The organism is Halomonas sp. McD50-4 (assembly GCF_022348135.1).
Lineage (GTDB): Bacteria > Pseudomonadota > Gammaproteobacteria > Pseudomonadales > Halomonadaceae > Vreelandella > Vreelandella piezotolerans.
Map to the genome: position 1 here is coordinate 33,208 of NZ_JAKRFG010000010.1, position 16,779 is coordinate 49,986.

The 16,779-nt window shown below is 57.1% G+C and carries 13 protein-coding genes; 11 read left to right on the plus strand and 2 right to left on the minus strand.

Annotation, left to right across the window (positions count from 1 at the left end; all coding sequences use genetic code 11):
- Positions 1 to 255 precede the first annotated feature (255 nt).
- The 5 genes from topA to MHM85_RS12715 all read left to right on the plus strand — a co-directional run bounded on the left by topA (position 256) and on the right by MHM85_RS12715 (position 5,231).
- Positions 256 to 2,883: a type I DNA topoisomerase gene (gene topA, locus MHM85_RS12695; protein WP_153843810.1), complete on the plus strand. Its 2,628-nt coding sequence runs from the start codon at positions 256 to 258 to the stop codon at positions 2,881 to 2,883.
- Positions 2,880 to 3,341, plus strand: coding sequence for a DUF6586 family protein (locus tag MHM85_RS12700; protein WP_153843809.1), 462 nt, complete (start codon positions 2,880 to 2,882; stop codon positions 3,339 to 3,341). The genes topA and MHM85_RS12700 overlap by 4 nt, the downstream gene beginning before the upstream one ends.
- Positions 3,342 to 3,460: 119 nt before the next feature.
- On the plus strand, positions 3,461 to 3,925 hold the full coding sequence (locus MHM85_RS12705) for a 2-hydroxyacyl-CoA dehydratase (RefSeq protein WP_153843808.1): 465 nt from the start codon (positions 3,461 to 3,463) through the stop codon (positions 3,923 to 3,925).
- Positions 3,926 to 4,110: 185 nt separating this feature from the next.
- Positions 4,111 to 4,743 (plus strand): L,D-transpeptidase, encoded by a 633-nt coding sequence (locus MHM85_RS12710; protein WP_239286194.1) that lies wholly within the window; start codon positions 4,111 to 4,113, stop codon positions 4,741 to 4,743.
- 224 nt (positions 4,744 to 4,967) lie between these two features.
- Positions 4,968 to 5,231: an Lpp/OprI family alanine-zipper lipoprotein gene (locus MHM85_RS12715; protein WP_016914087.1), complete on the plus strand. Its 264-nt coding sequence runs from the start codon at positions 4,968 to 4,970 to the stop codon at positions 5,229 to 5,231.
- Between the two features lie 99 nt (positions 5,232 to 5,330).
- On the opposite strand, the gene MHM85_RS12720 is transcribed toward MHM85_RS12715, so the two are convergent.
- Together MHM85_RS12720 and mfd are read right to left on the minus strand one after the other, a co-directional pair.
- Positions 5,331 to 6,464 (minus strand): L,D-transpeptidase family protein, encoded by a 1,134-nt coding sequence (locus tag MHM85_RS12720; RefSeq protein WP_239286192.1) that lies wholly within the window; start codon positions 6,462 to 6,464, stop codon positions 5,331 to 5,333.
- Between the two features lie 98 nt (positions 6,465 to 6,562).
- Complete coding sequence (mfd, locus tag MHM85_RS12725) at positions 6,563 to 10,012, minus strand: transcription-repair coupling factor (protein WP_239286190.1); 3,450 nt, start codon at positions 10,010 to 10,012, stop codon at positions 6,563 to 6,565.
- Between the two features lie 242 nt (positions 10,013 to 10,254).
- Between mfd and MHM85_RS12730 the strand changes: the two genes are divergently transcribed.
- The 6 genes from MHM85_RS12730 to nqrE all read left to right on the plus strand — a co-directional run bounded on the left by MHM85_RS12730 (position 10,255) and on the right by nqrE (position 16,713).
- Positions 10,255 to 11,709 carry a glyceraldehyde-3-phosphate dehydrogenase gene (locus MHM85_RS12730; RefSeq protein WP_139528115.1) on the plus strand — a complete coding sequence of 485 codons (1,455 nt, stop codon included), beginning with the start codon at positions 10,255 to 10,257 and terminating at the stop codon, positions 11,707 to 11,709.
- Between the two features lie 317 nt (positions 11,710 to 12,026).
- Positions 12,027 to 13,376 (plus strand): Na(+)-translocating NADH-quinone reductase subunit A, encoded by a 1,350-nt coding sequence (locus MHM85_RS12735; RefSeq protein WP_239286188.1) that lies wholly within the window; start codon positions 12,027 to 12,029, stop codon positions 13,374 to 13,376.
- Positions 13,376 to 14,602, plus strand: a complete 1,227-nt coding sequence (locus MHM85_RS12740) for an NADH:ubiquinone reductase (Na(+)-transporting) subunit B (protein WP_139528113.1) — start codon at positions 13,376 to 13,378, stop codon at positions 14,600 to 14,602. Before MHM85_RS12735 ends, MHM85_RS12740 begins: the two co-directional genes overlap by 1 nt.
- Positions 14,602 to 15,423 (plus strand): Na(+)-translocating NADH-quinone reductase subunit C, encoded by an 822-nt coding sequence (locus tag MHM85_RS12745; RefSeq protein WP_139528112.1) that lies wholly within the window; start codon positions 14,602 to 14,604, stop codon positions 15,421 to 15,423. The genes MHM85_RS12740 and MHM85_RS12745 overlap by 1 nt, the downstream gene beginning before the upstream one ends.
- Positions 15,424 to 15,425: 2 nt before the next feature.
- Positions 15,426 to 16,094 (plus strand): NADH:ubiquinone reductase (Na(+)-transporting) subunit D, encoded by a 669-nt coding sequence (locus tag MHM85_RS12750; RefSeq protein WP_139528111.1) that lies wholly within the window; start codon positions 15,426 to 15,428, stop codon positions 16,092 to 16,094.
- 1 nt (position 16,095) lies between these two features.
- On the plus strand, positions 16,096 to 16,713 hold the full coding sequence (nqrE, locus tag MHM85_RS12755; protein ID WP_044628064.1) for an NADH:ubiquinone reductase (Na(+)-transporting) subunit E: 618 nt from the start codon (positions 16,096 to 16,098) through the stop codon (positions 16,711 to 16,713).
- Positions 16,714 to 16,779 lie beyond the last annotated feature (66 nt).

Genomic DNA, 16,779 nt, shown 5'->3' on the forward strand with positions numbered 1-16,779 from the left:
TTGGGTTGCCGAGCGGCAAGCGGCAGTCTAGTGTCTAGCTACCCCTTGATAAAACGGCATCCCCTATCTTTCGAGTGTGACGCACTGACGATGCGAAGCGTCAACCCTGCATTTCCCGGTTAGGTTGCTACTGGCGCTTCATCAAGGGCTGGGGTAGGGTAGGCGCATTTTTTCATGGTCGTCATGCCAAGGTGGTGGCGGCAACGTATTCAGAGCATGGGCGACAGCGCCTGGGCAATAGGAAAGTGGAGCACTATGGGCAAGTCACTGGTCATCGTCGAATCGCCCGCGAAAGCGAAGACGATCAATAAGTATCTCGGCAACGATTTCATCGTCAAGTCGAGCGTGGGCCACATACGTGACCTGCCGACCAGCGGCTCAGGCAAGGCAGCCTCCGACCCGAAGGAGCGCGCTCGCCAAGCCGCGGCAACGCGTAAGATGTCGGCGGAAGAGAAGGCTGAGTATAAAAAGCGCAAGGCCCACGATCAGTTGATTCGGCGTATGGGTATCGACCCCGATAACGGCTGGGAAGCTCACTATGAGGTGCTGCCCGGTAAAGAGAAGGTCGTCGCCGAACTCAAAAAGCTCGCCGAGAAAGCCGATGCCGTCTATCTCGCGACGGATTTGGATCGTGAAGGGGAGGCCATTGCGTGGCATCTTCGCGAGACCATTGGGGGCGACGACAGCCGCTATAAGCGCGTGGTGTTCAACGAAATTACCAAGAACGCCATTCAAGATGCCTTTAAAGCGCCTGGCGCGCTGAACTTGCCGCGCGTCGAAGCCCAGCAGGCACGTCGTTTTCTCGATCGTGTCGTGGGCTTCATGCTGTCGCCTTTGCTGTGGGCAAAAATTGCTCGGGGGCTTTCTGCTGGGCGCGTGCAGTCGGTGGCGGTGCGCCTGATCGTCGAGCGTGAGCGGGAGATCCGTGCGTTCATTCCCGAAGAGTTTTGGGATGTGCATGCGGACCTCGTCTCCCCAGAAGGCGAGCTGGTGCGGTTTGCTCTGGCGAGGCAAGATGGGAAGGCGTTTCGTCCTACTTCCGAACAAGAGACGATGGAGCGCATCGCTCAGCTGCGTAAAGCCAAGCTGTCGATCACCTCTCGCGAGGATAAGCCGACCAGTTCCAAGCCCACTGCACCGTTCATTACCTCGACACTTCAGCAGGCCGCCAGTGGTCGATTAGGGTTTTCGGTCAAGAAAACCATGACCATGGCTCAGCGCCTCTATGAAGCGGGCTACATCACCTATATGCGTACTGACTCCACCAACCTCTCGAAAGATGCGGTTGAGAGCGTTCGTTCGTTTATTGGTGATGAGTATGGGGCGCGCTATTTGCCCGAGTCGCCCAATCGTTACAGCAGCAAAGAGAGCGCCCAGGAGGCCCACGAGGCCATCCGGCCCTCGAGTGTCGAGCGTAAAGCAACGGATCTCTCTGGCATGGAGCGCGACGCCGAGCGTCTCTACGAGCTCATTTGGCGACAATTCGTGGCATGCCAAATGACCCCTGCCGAGTACCTCTCCAGTACGCTGAGTGTGGAAGTGGATGGCTATGAGCTGAGAGCCAAGGGCCGCGTGCTGAAATTCGATGGTTACACACGGGTGATGAAACCCACCGGCAAAAATGAAGATCAAAGCTTGCCGGACCTGCCGACCGGCACGAACATGCGTCTCGAGACGCTCGATCCACAGCAGCATTTCACCAAGCCGCCTGCTCGCTACACCGAAGCCAGCTTGGTCAAAGAGCTAGAGAAGCAGGGCATAGGGCGCCCTTCGACCTACGCGTCGATCATCTCGACCATTCAGGACCGCGGCTATGTGAAGCTGGAGAGCCGCCGTTTCTATGCCGAAAAACTAGGGGATATCGTCACCGAGCGGCTGAAAGAATCCTTCCCGGATCTGATGGACTACTCCTTCACGGCGCGCATGGAAGATAGCCTCGATGAGGTGGCCGAAGGCGAGCGTAATTGGCAGGCGCTGCTCGACGCGTTCTACGATGAATTCCGCATGGAGTTGATGAAGGCCGAAAGCGAGGAGGGCATGCGCCCCAACCAGCCGGTGCCTACCGACATCGACTGCCCGAGCTGCGGCCGGAAAATGCAGATTCGCACGGCCTCGACCGGCGTATTCCTGGGATGCAGTGGCTACAATTTACCGCCCAAAGAGCGCTGCAAGACGACCATCGACCTGATTCCTGGCGAGGAAGCGGTGGCAGAAGATGCCGGTGAAGAGGCGGAAACCGATGCGCTGCGCGCCAAGCGCCGCTGCCCGAAATGCGGCACGGCCATGGATAACTACCTGATCGATGAAACCCGCAAGCTGCACATTTGCGGTAACAGCCCTGACTGCGAAGGCTACGAAGTCGAAAGCGGCAAGTTCAAGATAAAAGGCTATGACGGCCCGCTCATCGAGTGCGATAAGTGCGGCTCGGACATGCAGCTCAAGTCCGGCCGATTCGGCAAGTATTTTGGTTGTACCAACAGTGAGTGTAAAAACACCCGTAAGCTGCTGCGCAGCGGCGAAGTAGCGCCGCCCAAAATGGACCCCATCCCCATGCCAGAACTGGCCTGCCAAAAGGTAGATGACCACTATGTACTGCGCGATGGGGCAAGCGGTCTGTTTTTGGCGGCGAGTAAATTCCCTAAAAACCGGGAAACACGCCCGCCGCTGGTCAAGGAACTCAAAGCGCATGCCGATGAGCTGCCGGAGAAGTACCACTTCATCTTGAAAGCGCCGAGTGAAGACCCGGATGGTCGTCCTGCGCAAATTCGCTACTCACGTAAAAACAAAGAGCAGTACGTGATGACCGACGAAGAGGGTAAAGCGACCGGGTGGAAAGCAACCTTCGAAGGCGGCAAATGGCACGTGGAGGATAAACGCAAGTGAGCCCTCGTTCCCGTACTAACCAGTTATTGTATCAGGCCGAACTGCTGGTAGGCCTACCGGTAGGCGATGACGAGCACAGCCCTGCCCGTCGGATGGCCATCGAGGAGAGCGCGCTGGCGCTGTTCGAGCTAGCACTGGGCTCGCTGCTCAAAGAGGTGACCGAGCACGCACGTTTGACGAACCATGACTGGCGCGCGCTACTCGCCAATGACGGGCCCGATGTGGCCGAGCTTCAGCGTCTGCGTGACGCCATGCATCAACCCGACCACTGGCTTCATTGGCTCGTGGGGCAGCTAGACAAGCTGCACAGTGACGAAGGGGCCGCACGGCGCACCGTGCAGAACCCTGCCATGATCGCCGTTGGCAGCCAGCGCTCGCTGGCAGAGCAGCTGTTGGACAACCTAGCGGCTGCCAAACGAGAGATCGCTTCGCTGAGAGAGACCAGCGAGGAGTGGTAGATAGCACTTTGCTGACATAGGGTCGAGGGAGGCGCGATGAGGAAATCGGCGCTGTGCGTTAGCCTTGAAATGGGCTGATTCGCCCTCAGGTTCTTAATACAACCACAGAGGAGACACGGATGCGCTACAACCAAGTCAAGGATCTCATCGAGTGGGCCACAGGCTATCATGCTCGTATGGCGCGTCAGTATAGCGATGCTGCCAGTCAAGCCGAGCACGAACGTTTGGCCATGGCGCTACGCTATTTAGCGGACAGCGAGTTGAAAATGAAAACGGGGCTAGAAGCGCTGTTTCATGATGGCTCAGACCACCGCGAAGTACTGGAGACCTGGTTCGATGATTCCAGCGATTTCCCGCAGCCCCCTGAGCTGGAAGCGCTTGCCGAGCAGAGTGTGGCGGGCTCCATCGATGAGCTAACTGAGACGGCAGTAGAGGCTCATCGTAAGCTTCAGAGCCTCTATGAGCATCGGGCGTCGCGAGCCAAAATCGAGCCAGAGGAAACGTTTTTCAATGCTCTTGCTCAAGGCCACAACGCAGAGGCTCGCAAGCTCGTCGTCAGCATGCAAGAGTTCGACGACCTCTAGGTGCCGGCTGCTCGATGTAGCGCCATCGATTGCACCGTTTTGCTGGCGCATCGTGTAGAGCGAGCGATGCTTATCAACGCATATTGCTCGCTAATACGCTGACAATGGCGGCATCTTTAAGGTATAACAGCCATCATTAACGCATTGTCGGTCAGCACCGCTGGCCCGTTTTTTTGAGAGCCATAATGATGCCTGTGAACCGCCGCCGATTTTTAGCGATGGCCCTGAGCTGGCCCGCCGTAGCCACCGCTGCGACGACCATCACCGTCGACGACTATGCGCCGCCCGACCTAGTGGCGACGTTGCTTACTCGTGCGCCAGTGCCGCGCCATAGCAATGAGCTATGGGTGCTGATCGACGACAAAGAAGCTACGCTGAGTATTTTCCGTGGCAATGCATTGATCGAACGCTTCGCGCCTATCTCTTTAGGCCGTGGTGGGGCCAAGACCCAGCGTGTTCGCGGTGATAACGTCACGCCGCTGGGCGAGTTTCGGATCAATCGATTTAATTACGAAAGTCAGTGGCATATCTTCATCGGTATCGATTATCCTACGCCACCTCACGCCCGAATGGCGCTCGATGCAGGTATCTATTCCCAAGCGGATTACGAGGCCTACTTCGATCACTACCGGCGTTTTGGCTCTCCCCCGCAAAATACGGCGCTGGGAGGCGCTATTGGCATTCACGGGATCGGCGGCGGTGATCCAGACATTCACGGTAACTTCCACTGGACCCAAGGGTGTGTGGCGGTGACCAACGAAGAGATCGAGCGAGTCGCCCAGCTAGTAGATGTTGGCACTCGCGTGGTGATCCGCTAGGCTTGTGTTGTTGAAGGAAGTTCTAGGTTTTGAACACGTGGCTATAGACAACCGCTGTGGTCTATTATAAAACAGCGTTTGACTTGCGTGCCCTGGTACGTAACCCTGGTACAAGTCGCTGTAACGAACCTGCACCGCAGGTAGACAAATTTAAGCTAACGTTTTAGCCTTATTTTTTGTCATACCCTTAACGTAGTACCCAAGGAAGACTCAAGGAGAACACTATGACTCTGAAGACTGCTCTGAAGATGACTGCCGCTGCCGCTTCTCTGGCAATCCTGGCTGGCTGTGCTTCTACCAGCGCTCTGGAAGAAGTTCGCATGACTGCTGAATCTGCACAAGCTGACGCTGCAGAAGCTCGCAGCATGGCTTCACAAGCTCTGAACACTGCAAACCAAGCTCAGCGCGACGCGCAAGCTGCTCTGCAGATGTCTGAGCAGAACCGTGAAGAAATGAACCGCATGTTCCAGCGTTCCATGCAGAAGTAATTCTGCTTGGGCCACCGGACATGTTGCATGTTCGGTGGCTGCTGTAGATGTGAAAAACCCCGCCTTGGCGGGGTTTTTTGTTGTCTGGCGTTTGCCTTATCAGGCATCGCCTTCCACACGGACGGTAGTGGAGAGCTCGACACCCTCCAAAATCCCTTCCAGTTGTTGTGTGGGCTGCGGTTCGGGTTCCGGCTCAGGAGCAGGTGCCTGTGTGCCGTAAAGCGCCACGAAACGGCCATTTGGCGCTTCTACCGCACGCTTGACCTGTTCGTAGTCTATCTCCGCTTGATCTTCAGCAAGTTCGCTGACGCGCTCGATGGCATTGAGCAACGGCTCGAAGTCACCGACGTTCTCTTCCAGCTGCGGATAAGACTGCACGAACAGCGTACCGTCAGCTGCCCAACCCGCTTTGAACGGTGCATCCATCAGGTTGACTTGAGTGCCGCTAGGCAGACGCTCGTAGAGTGATTCGATATCTTCCGGGTACATGCGAATACAGCCGCGGCTGACACGCATACCCACGCCATCAGGCTTATTGGTTCCATGGATCAAGTAGCTCGGCATGGCCAGCAAGATGGCGTGACGGCCAAGCGGGTTGTCAGGCCCTGGTGGAACGATAGCAGGTGCAGGCTCGCCCCTTGCAGCCGCTTCACGACGCATCGAGGCGGGCGGTGCCCAAGCAGGGTCTTTGACTTTGACCGTGGTCCGCGTGATGCCTACTGGAGTTGCGAACTCCTCGCGGCCAACGCTGACAGGGTAGGTTTCCACAATGCCGGGATTGTCGGCAGGGTAGTAGTAAAGGCGCAGCTCGGAGAGATTGACCACCACGCCCTCACGTGGCGCAGGCGGCAGAATGTAGCGCGCCGGAATCACTACCTCGGTACCTTCACCCGGTACCCATAGACTAACGTCTGGATTCGCCATGCGAATCTCTTCGTAGCCAATATTATGGCGACGTGCGATGTCGATCAGCGTCTCTTCCGGATTATCGACGGTGACGGTGTAGTACTCACCGATGATGTCGCCATGTTCGGGTAAGCGGAAATGGCCACGCGGCAATTCACGGGCGTCGGCAACCTGCTCGGCACTGGCAGCGGCATCGCCGGTGATGGCCACCGTCGTCTCGGCTTGTTCGGCCGACGGTTGTGCATGAGCGGGGCCCGCCAGGCTGGCTGCTAGCAATACGGCTAGGCTAGTGGGGCCCCAACGGGTGATAGTCTTACGAATGGTCATGGTCTATCCTAGTCAATGTATGCACGGCTGGTACGCATGGTAACAGGCAGCGTTGCGTAACCGATGTGTGCTGCTTAAACATAAGTTTGCCCCAAGGTTCACGCTGCCGCTACTTTTTGATTGAGGGTCGTGAGCAGGGTTTCGATCTTTTCGAAACGCTGTTCGGCCGATTCCATTGGAAATTCAAATCGTAAGGTGTCAGAGCCGTCCAGGCGGTAGTGCTGTGGGGATGTCTGGATCAGGGTGACAAGCGTCAGCGGGTCGATCTCGGTGCTGCTATTGAAGATCACTCGCCCGCGCTGTTCGCCCGCTTCAATGCGGGCCACGCCGAGCTGCTCGGCTCGGTGGCGTAGCTTGGTTTGGCGTATCAGGTTTTTCAATGGCTGGGGGAGTAGGCCGAAACGGTCGATTAGCTCCACCTGGAGCTCTTTCAGCTCGGCATCCGACTCAGTGTTGGCAATGCGTTTGTACATGACCAGACGCTGCTGTACATCGTGCACGTAGTCATCTGGGATCAAGGCGGGCAGATTAAGGCTAATCTCGACGCCGGTATTGAAGGGGGCGTCGATATTGGGCGTTTTGCCCGCGCGAATGGCCTTCACCGCTCGGTCCAGCATCTCCATGTAGAGAGTGTAACCGATGGTTTCCATTTGGCCGCTTTGCTCGTCACCCAAAAGCTCTCCGGCGCCGCGAATTTCCATATCGTGGCTGGCCAGTGTGAAGCCTGCGCCGAGATCGTCGGACGCGCTGATGGCTTCGAGGCGTTTGACCGCATCGCGGGTCATGGCTTTGGGGGGCGGCGTCAGTAGATACGCATAAGCCTGATGATGGCTGCGTCCCACGCGGCCACGCAGCTGGTGAAGTTGCGCCAAGCCAAACTTGTCGGCTCGCTCGATCAGAATGGTATTGGCACTGGGGACGTCGATCCCCGTTTCGATGATGGTCGAGCAAACCAGCACGTTGAAACGGCGATGATAGAAGTCTGACATGACACGCTCGAGACTGCGTTCAGGGAGCTGGCCATGGGCCACGGCCACGCGCGCCTCGGGTACCAGTTCGCGAATCTGTTCAGCCGCGTTCTCGATGGTTTTGACTTCATTGTGTAAGAAGTACACCTGGCCACCGCGCAGAATCTCCCGCAGCAGCGCCTCTTTGATGACGCTGTTGTCTCGCTGCTGCACAAAGGTTTTGACCGACAGGCGCCGAGCGGGAGGCGTAGCGATGATGGACAGATCGCGGATGCCGCTCATGGCCATGTTGAGCGTGCGAGGAATCGGCGTGGCCGTTAGCGTGAGAATGTCGATTTCAGCTCGCAGGGTTTTGAGCTTCTCTTTCTGGGCGACGCCGAAGCGGTGCTCCTCGTCGATGATCAACAGGCCCATTTTGGGTAGTTCGACGCTCTTTGAAAGCAACTTGTGGGTGCCGATGACGATATCGGTCTGGCCACTTTTGATGCTCTCCAGCGTTTGGGTCATCTCTTTGCCGCCGGTAAAACGCGAGATCAAGCTGATATTGACGGCGGTATCGGCAAAGCGGTCGCGGAAGTTTTCGAAATGCTGGCGCGCTAGCAGGGTGGTGGGCACCAGTACCACGACTTGTCGGCCGGACTGCACGGCGAGGAATGCCGCCCGCATGGCGACCTCGGTTTTACCGAAGCCCACATCGCCGCACACCACTCGGTCCATCGGCTGGGGCGACACCATATCGCCGATGACGGCCTCGATGGCCGCCTGCTGGTCGGGTGTCTCTTCGAAGGGGAAGCTGGCCGCGAAGCGCACGTACTCCTCCCCAGGCGTTTCGTAGATCACGCCCTGCTGGGCTTCGCGGCGCGCATAGATGTCGAGCAGCTCGGCAGCGGTATCGCGGATTTTCTCGGCGGCTTTGCGACGGGCTTTTTCCCACTGATCGGAGCCCAGTTTGTGCAGTGGGGCGAGCTCGTCATCGGCGCCGCTGTAGCGGGAGATGAGGTGTAAGCTGTCCACCGGCACATACAGCTTGGCGCCGTCGGCGTAGGAGAGGGCAAGAAACTCATTGGCCTGACCGCCTGCCTCTAGGGTTTCCAACCCCAGGTAGCGACCCACGCCGTGGGCCTGATGAACCACCGGCGCGCCCTCGCGCAATTCGGAGAGGTGTCTTACCGCCAACTCATTGTCGTCGGTGGCCTTTTCCCGCCGACGGCTTTGGCGCACCACGTCGCCAAACAGCTCGGTTTCGCTGATCACCGCCACATTCGGCTCGGTGAGCCAGAGGCCGCTGCCGACCAAACTTTCGGTGATCGCCATGCGTTGGGTGCCGGCCAGGAACGCTTGGAAACTGTCGCTATGAGGCAACGACAGTGTCAGCGGAGCGAGGACGTCTTCCAGAGCTTCCCGTCGTCCGCGGGATTCCGCGACGAACAGCACACGGGTGTCGGCGTGCTGTTCCAAAAAATTGGCCAGCTCGCTCAACGGCTGCTTGGCGCGGGCGTTGATCGAGAGGGTAGGTAGGGCTTGTGCCAGTGGGCTCAGCGCGTGGCGCTGGGTGTCGTCCTCGGTGAGCTCCAGGCGCGGCCGCGCTTTGATGGCGGAAAACACCTCGTTGACCGGGAAAAAAGCGCGATGGGGCGGCAAGAGCGGGCGCGTCGGGTCGACGCCAAGATTGACATAACGCGATTCGATGGCCTGCCAGTGCTGCTCGGCAGCTTCAAATACACCTGGCAGAAGGGCGACGCGGGTGTCGTCGGTGACGTGCTCGAACAGGGAGGCGGTTTCGTCGAAGAACAGCGGTAAGTACTGCTCTAGCCCGGGAGAGGGGATCGCTTTCAGCGCGTCGTTGTAGAGTGGGCACTGGCGCGGGTCGACGTCGAAGAGCGTTTCGAACTGTTCGCGGAAGCAGGCAATCGCGCTACGACTCAACGAGTACTCATGTGCGGGCAGCAGCTCGATGGTGTCGACTTTGTCAGTAGAACGCTGACTGCCAGGATCGAAGTGGCGCAGTGTATCGATCTCGTCATCGAAGAGATCGATGCGGATCGGTTCGTCCATGCCCATGGCAAACAGGTCGATGATGGCGCCGCGCATGGCGTACTCACCTGGCTCGTACACCGTTTCGACCGCACGATAGCCTGCCCGGGAGAGCGATTCACGAAACGTCTCGCGGTTTAACGTAGCGCCAGCCTTGAGTGTCATTACGCGGCCAGCGATATAGGAGACCGGCGGCAGGCGCTGCATGAGCGTATTGATCGGCACGAGCACGATGCCGCGCACACCATCTTGCAATTGGCGCAGTGTTCTCAGCCGCGCAGAGATGATGTCCTGGTGCGGCGAAAAGCTGTCGTAGGGCAGCGTTTCCCAATCGGGAAAGGGGAGTACGGGCACGCTGCTGTAAAACGCCAGATCCTGCTCCAGACGCTGCGCGCTGGCTGTGTTGGGGGTGATCACCAGCAGTGGCGCATGGGAGGCTGTCTGAGCGAGCGCCAAGGCAGTCGCACTGCCCGGCGGCGCTTTCAGGTAAAGCGTGTCGCGTATCCCTTGCGGCTGAGGCGGTTCGAGCAGAGAGAAAGAAGACATAATTAAGGTATCGTTTTGCGCAGAAACGGAACCAAGATCATACACGATCCGCCCTTTGGCGCAGAGGCTTTGGCGCTATGGGGCGTTAAGATCGCTTGGTCGCTGCATCATTGGCGTTTGTAGTCAATACCCTTTTTCTGTAATACCCCTACATGTTGTGCGACTATCCATTCATTGCGGCACCTTAATAAGCTCCGGATAATACTCGGGACATCCCCGTTCACAACTCAATGAGGCCGCACGTGAGTCAGCAAGCGCTCGAAAACGTTTTTCAGGAATGGCAAAACAACGAAGCCCTGGCGGAGCAAATGATCCCACTAGTGGGGCAGCTCTATCGCCAGAACAACGTTGTAGCCACGATGTTCGGACGCTCTCTGATCAAGCGGTCGGTCATTCGCATTCTCAAAGATCACCGTTTCGTGCGTAAGATCGAAGGGACCGAGCTGTCCGTGGCGGATACCTTTCCCATCGTCAAGGCGATGAGCGAGATGAACCTGGGGCCTGCCCACGTGGATGTAGGCAAGCTGGCGGTCAGCTTCAAGCGGCAAGGTGGCGGTGACCTGAATGCCTTCTTGAACAAGGAGCTGAACGAGATCATCGACGGCTACCAGCCGGGTGCCAGCACGGGTGAGCCAAAAGATGTAGTGCTTTACGGTTTTGGGCGCATTGGACGCTTGCTGGCCCGGGTCATGGTCGAAAAAGCCGGTGGCGGTAACCTATTGCGTCTACGTGCCATTGTGGTGCGTGGTCGCGGGGACGTTGCTAAAGATCTAGAGAAGCGCGCTAGCCTGCTACGCCGTGATTCTGTGCACGGCCCGTTCGATGGCACCATCACTGTCGATGCCGATGCGCGTACCCTGACCATCAATGGCAACGTGGTCCAAGTGATCTATGCGGATTCTCCGAGTGACATCGACTACACCGCCTATGACATCCACAACGCGGTCATCGTCGACAATACCGGTATCTGGCGCGACGAAGCGGGCCTGGGGCAACATTTGGAGTGTAAAGGAGCAGCAAAAGCGCTGCTGACCGCTCCAGGTAAAGGCGATATCAAAAACATCGTGTTCGGTATCAACCACGAGTCGATCGGCGATAGCGACCGTATCGTCTCGGCGGCATCGTGCACCACCAACGCCATCGTGCCGGTTCTCAAGGTGCTCAACGATGAGTTTGGCGTGGTGACGGGGCACGTGGAAACCGTCCATGCTTACACCAACGATCAGAACCTCATCGATAACTACCACAAGGGCGATCGTCGCGGCCGCAGCGCAGCACTGAACATGGTACTGACCGAAACCGGTGCTGCCAAAGCCGTTGCCAAGGCGCTGCCGGAGCTGGAAGGCAAGCTGACCGGTAACGCCATCCGCGTGCCCACGCCGAACGTCTCCATGGCGATTCTAAATTTGACCCTGGAGAAAGGCACCGACGCCGAAGCGCTCAACGACTATCTGCGTCGTATGTCCATCGATTCCGCTTATCAAAAACAGATCGATTTCGTCGACTCGGCCGAGGTGGTCTCGTCGGATTTCGTCGGCAACCGCCATGCGGGCATCGTCGATGCCAAAGCGACCATTGCCAACGGCAACCACGCGGTCGTGTACGTTTGGTACGACAATGAGTTTGGCTATAGCTGCCAGGTCATTCGCATTCTGCAGCACATGTCCAACGTGCAATTTTTGAAGCTGCCACACTAAGCCGATGCGGCTATAGACGCGGTAAGCGCTAAATTAGCGTATCAGCGACATCGGTTTGACCAACGCCACCCTCGGGTGGCGTTTTTTTGTTCCAGAAACAAATGGCCTAGAACGGCACATAGCACTTTTGGAGGCCATCAGGGATGTGGTCATTGGCCGCGCTTATCTTTATAATGCGATAGATTTTTCGGGGTGGTTCAAGCGTGCTTGAGCCTGACTGGTAACGATCTGAACAGCAAAACAAGAATTCACTGAACAGAAAATAAGCATTCGAACCCCTTACCTTCGTATATCCGATCCATCAACTGGGCGAGACTATGATCGAAGTCAAAAAAGGCCTGGATCTCCCCATCACGGGAGCGCCCGAGCAGCGTATTGACAATGCGCAGCCTGTGCGTCACGTGGCAATCCTGGGCACTGACTATGTTGGCATGAAGCCAACCATGGAAGTTCAGGAAGGGGATAAGGTCAAATTAGGCCAGCTTCTCTTCACCGACAAGAAAATCGACGGCGTTCGTTTTACGGCGCCTGCCGGTGGTGAAGTGGTCGCTATTAACCGTGGCGAAAAACGACGTCTACTGTCTGTGGTCATTAAAGTCGATGAAAATGAAGAAGCGATGACATTTGCTTCTCATGATCGTGGCGCTTTAGCACAGCTCGATCGTCAAACCGTTGTCGACCAGCTCGTCGAATCTGGCATGTGGACCGCTCTACGTACGCGTCCTTTCTCACGCACGCCAGCTATCGACAGTGTGCCTGCCGATATCTTCGTCACCGCCGTGGATACCCATCCGCTGAGCGCTGACCCCGCCTTTATCATCAACGAAAATGCTCAAGCATTCGAAGACGGCCTCAAGGTGCTAACCCGCCTGACCGAGGGCAACGTTTTTCTGTGCACCGGAGCAAACGCTTCCGTACCCGGCGGCGATATTAGCGGCGTCAAGACAGAAAGTTTCGCTGGGCCGCACCCGGCAGGCTTGGTAGGCACGCATATTCATTACCTTTCGCCCGTCGCGCTGCACAAAAAAGTGTGGCACATCGGTTATCAGGACGTGATTGCGTTCGGTAAGCTGTTTACCGAAGGTAAGCTGGACATGAGCCGCATCGTTGCGGTGGGTGGCCCGCGTGCTGAAAAGCCTCGTCTGCTGCGCACCCGTATCGGGGCGAGCACCGAGGAACTCTTGGCAGGTGAAATCATCCAACCAGAAGACACCCGTGTGATTTCTGGCTCGGTCTTCTCTGGCGCTGCCGCAGAAGGCAAGGTGACTTACTTGGGTCGTTTCCACAACCAAGTCAGCTTGCTGGAAGAGGGTAACAAGCGCACGTTCATGGGTTGGCTCTCTCCCGGTGTCAATCGCCACTCGGTGATGGGCATCTATCTTTCGAAAATCAAAGGCCTGAGCAATTACGCGCCGACCACTTCGACGAATGGTTCCGAGCGTGCCATGGTGCCGGTGGGTAACTACGAACGCGTCATGCCGTTGGATGTCATGCCAACGCAACTGCTGCGTTCGCTGATTGTGGGCGACATTGAGGTTGCCATGCAGCTTGGGTGTCTTGAGCTGGACGAAGAGGATCTGGCGCTATGTACCTACGTTTGCCCCGGCAAATACGAGTACGGCCCAATCCTGCGTGACAATCTCACCATGATCGAGAAAGAGGCCTGATGATGGGTATTCGACAAACACTCGATAATCTCGAGCCGCACTTCCACAAAGGTGGTAAGTACGAAAAGTTCTACCCGCTCTATGAAGCGGTAGATACGATTTTCTACTCGCCCCCCAGCGTTGCAAAAACCACCGCTCACGTGCGTGATGGCGTCGACCTGAAACGCATCATGATCACGGTATGGATGTGTACCTTCCCGGCCATGTTCTTCGGTATGTGGAACGCAGGCTGGCAGGCGAACACTGCCATCGAAGCGGGTTATGCCTCCATGAACGGCTGGCGCGAAGCCATCATGATGACCCTCGCGGGCGGTCATGATCCCAGCAGCCTGTGGGCTAACTTCGTTCTTGGCGCGACTTATTTCCTGCCCATTTACCTCGTGACGTTCGTCGTGGGTGGTTTCTGGGAAGTGCTGTTTGCCATCAAGCGTGGCCATGAAGTCAACGAAGGTTTCTTCGTGACCTCCGTGCTGTTTGCGCTGATTCTGCCGGCCACCATCCCGCTTTGGCAGGTCGCTTTGGGGATTACCTTTGGCGTCGTGATCGGCAAAGAGATCTTTGGCGGCACGGGTAAGAACTTCCTGAACCCCGCGTTGACGGGTCGCGCGTTCCTGTACTTCGCTTACCCGGCGCAAATTTCCGGTGATGCAGTGTGGGTCGCCGCCGATGGCTACACGGGTGCGACAGCGCTCTCCATGGCGTTTCAAGACGGTATGTCTGCGCTGACCAACACCTATAGCTGGTGGGATGCGTTCCTGGGCTTCGTGCCAGGTTCCGTGGGTGAAGTCTCGACCCTGGCTATCCTGATCGGTGCCGCCGTACTGCTTTGGACCAAGATCGCCAACTGGCGCATCATGCTGGGCGTCTTCCTGGGCATGGTGATCACCAGCACGCTGTTCAACCTGATCGGCTCCGAGACCAACGCCATGTTCGCGATGCCGTGGTACTGGCACCTCGTCATTGGTGGTTTTGCCTTTGGTATGGTGTTCATGGCGACCGACCCAGTGTCTGCCGCGATGACCAACCAAGGTCGCTTGGTGTTCGGTGCCCTGATCGGTGTGATGACGGTCTTGATCCGCGTAGTCAACCCGGCTTTCCCGGAAGGCATCATGCTGGCCATTCTGTTCGCCAACCTGTTTGCGCCGCTGATCGATCACTACTTCGTCCAGGCCAATGTTAAGCGCCGTCTCAAGCGTACTGGCGTACCGGCCGAGGAGACTGCCTAATGGCACAAGGTAACAACTCCATCAAGAAAGTTCTGATTGTCGCTTTCTCGCTGTGCATCGTGTGCTCGGTCATCGTCTCGACGGCGGCCGTGGCACTGCGCCCAGCGCAGCAGCTCAATCAGGAGCTGGACCGTAAAACCAACATCCTCAACGTGGCGCGTCTTTACGAGCCAGGAATGGATGTGGAAGAGACGTTCAGCAATCAGATCACTGCCCGCGTCGTCGAGCTGGAAACCGGTGACTACACCGAACAGTTCGACCCCAGTACCTTCGATGGTTTCGAAGCTGCACGCGATCCGGCCACTGGCCGTACGCTGTCTGGCGATCGTGACATCGCGGGACTCTCGCGCGTAGAAAATTTCGCGACTGTGTACCTAGTAGGCGATCCTGAGAATCCTGACCAGATCGTTCTGCCTATTCGTGGGCAGGGCCTGTGGGGCCGTATGATGGGATTTCTGTCGGTAGAAGGTGACGGCAACACCATCGTTAGTATCACTTACTACGACCACAGTGAAACGCCGGGCCTGGGTGCCGAAGTCAACAATCCGCGTTGGCAAGCCCAGTGGGAAGGTAAAGAGATCTACAGCGAAGAGGGCGACCTCTCTCCTGAAATCCACCTGACCAAAGGCGGTGCGAGTAACGAGCACGAAGTCGATGCGCTCTCCGGTGCTACGCTGACCAGTAATGGCGTGACCAACATGCTGCAGTTTTGGCTGAGTGAAGAGGGCTTTGCTCCTTACTTGGCTAAATTCCGCAGCGGAACCGAGCCATCAGACGCCGAAGACACCGAGACTGACTTCGACGACGTTGAGGGGGCCTGATCATGGCGGATGTAAATGCAAAAGGCGTTTTAACGGCGCCTATTTTCAAGAACAACCCCATTGCGCTTCAGATTCTGGGGATCTGTTCTGCACTGGCGGTGACCACCAGCATGAGCGTGTCGCTGGTCATGTCGCTGGCGGTTATTTTCGTAACCTCTTTTTCGAACCTGTTCGTATCGCTGATTCGGAATCACATTCCGTCTTCGATTCGTATCATCGTTCAGATGACCATCATTGCCTCGTTGGTCATCGTGGTCGACCAGATCCTCAAAGCCTATGCTTACGAAATGTCCAAGCAGCTGTCGGTGTTCGTCGGTCTGATCATCACCAACTGTATCGTAATGGGCCGCGCGGAAGGTTTCGCGATGTCCAATACGCCGGGCATGTCGTTCCTGGATGGTATCGGTAACGGCCTGGGCTACGGTTTCGTCCTGATGGTGGTAGGTTTCTTCCGCGAACTGCTGGGTGCTGGCAGCGTCTTCGGCTTCACCGTGCTGCCGACCATTCAGAATGGTGGCTGGTACGTGCCGAACGGTCTGCTGCTGCTGCCGCCGTCTGCTTTCTTCATCATTGGTCTGTTGATCTGGGTACTGCGCTCTGTCAACCCGGAGCAAGTCGAAGAGAACGAGTTCAAGATGAAGCACAACACCAAGCCGAAGGAGGCCGTGTAACATGGAACACTATCTGAGCCTTTTCGTCGCTTCGGTATTCGTCGAGAACATGGCACTTGCCTTCTTCCTGGGCATGTGTACGTTCCTCGCGGTATCCAAGAAGGTGTCTTCTGCCATCGGTCTCGGTATTGCGGTTATCGTCGTACTGACGATCACGGTGCCGGTCAATAACCTGGTATTCACGTACCTGCTGCAAGAAGGCGCGCTGACCTGGACCGGCATTAGCGGTGCTGAAAACATCGACCTGTCATTCCTGGGTCTGCTCTCATACATCGGTGTTATCGCGGCCCTAGTACAGATCATGGAAATGTTCCTTGATAAGTACGTACCGTCGCTTTACAACGCCCTGGGTGTCTTCCTGCCGCTGATTACCGTTAACTGCGCCATCCTCGGTGGCGTACTGTTCATGGTGGAGCGTAGCTACAACTTTGGCGAGGCCGTGGTGTATGGCTTCGGCGCGGGTACCGGTTGGGCGCTAGCGATCGCTGCACTGGCAGGCATTCGTGAAAAGCTGAAGTACAGCGACGTGCCGGGCGGTTTGCAGGGTCTTGGCATTACGTTTATCACCGTTGGCTTGATGTCGCTGGGCTTCATGTCCTTCTCTGGCATTCAGCTTTAATCGGAGCCGGTTTTCTCGGCAGCCCAGGCTGCCGAGGTACAGAAAACCTACAGCAATAGGAAACCG

Coding starts and splice junctions, on each gene's coding strand:
- topA (WP_153843810.1), top strand. CDS start 256: ATGGGCAAGTCACTGGTCATCGTCGAATCGCCCGCGAAAGCGAAGACG.
- MHM85_RS12705 (WP_153843808.1), top strand. CDS start 3,461: ATGCGCTACAACCAAGTCAAGGATCTCATCGAGTGGGCCACAGGCTAT.
- MHM85_RS12710 (WP_239286194.1), top strand. CDS start 4,111: ATGATGCCTGTGAACCGCCGCCGATTTTTAGCGATGGCCCTGAGCTGG.
- MHM85_RS12715 (WP_016914087.1), top strand. CDS start 4,968: ATGACTCTGAAGACTGCTCTGAAGATGACTGCCGCTGCCGCTTCTCTG.
- MHM85_RS12720 (WP_239286192.1), bottom strand. CDS start 6,464: ATGACCATTCGTAAGACTATCACCCGTTGGGGCCCCACTAGCCTAGCC.
- mfd (WP_239286190.1), bottom strand. CDS start 10,012: ATGTCTTCTTTCTCTCTGCTCGAACCGCCTCAGCCGCAAGGGATACGC.
- MHM85_RS12735 (WP_239286188.1), top strand. CDS start 12,027: ATGATCGAAGTCAAAAAAGGCCTGGATCTCCCCATCACGGGAGCGCCC.
- MHM85_RS12740 (WP_139528113.1), top strand. CDS start 13,376: ATGATGGGTATTCGACAAACACTCGATAATCTCGAGCCGCACTTCCAC.
- MHM85_RS12745 (WP_139528112.1), top strand. CDS start 14,602: ATGGCACAAGGTAACAACTCCATCAAGAAAGTTCTGATTGTCGCTTTC.
- MHM85_RS12750 (WP_139528111.1), top strand. CDS start 15,426: ATGGCGGATGTAAATGCAAAAGGCGTTTTAACGGCGCCTATTTTCAAG.
- nqrE (WP_044628064.1), top strand. CDS start 16,096: ATGGAACACTATCTGAGCCTTTTCGTCGCTTCGGTATTCGTCGAGAAC.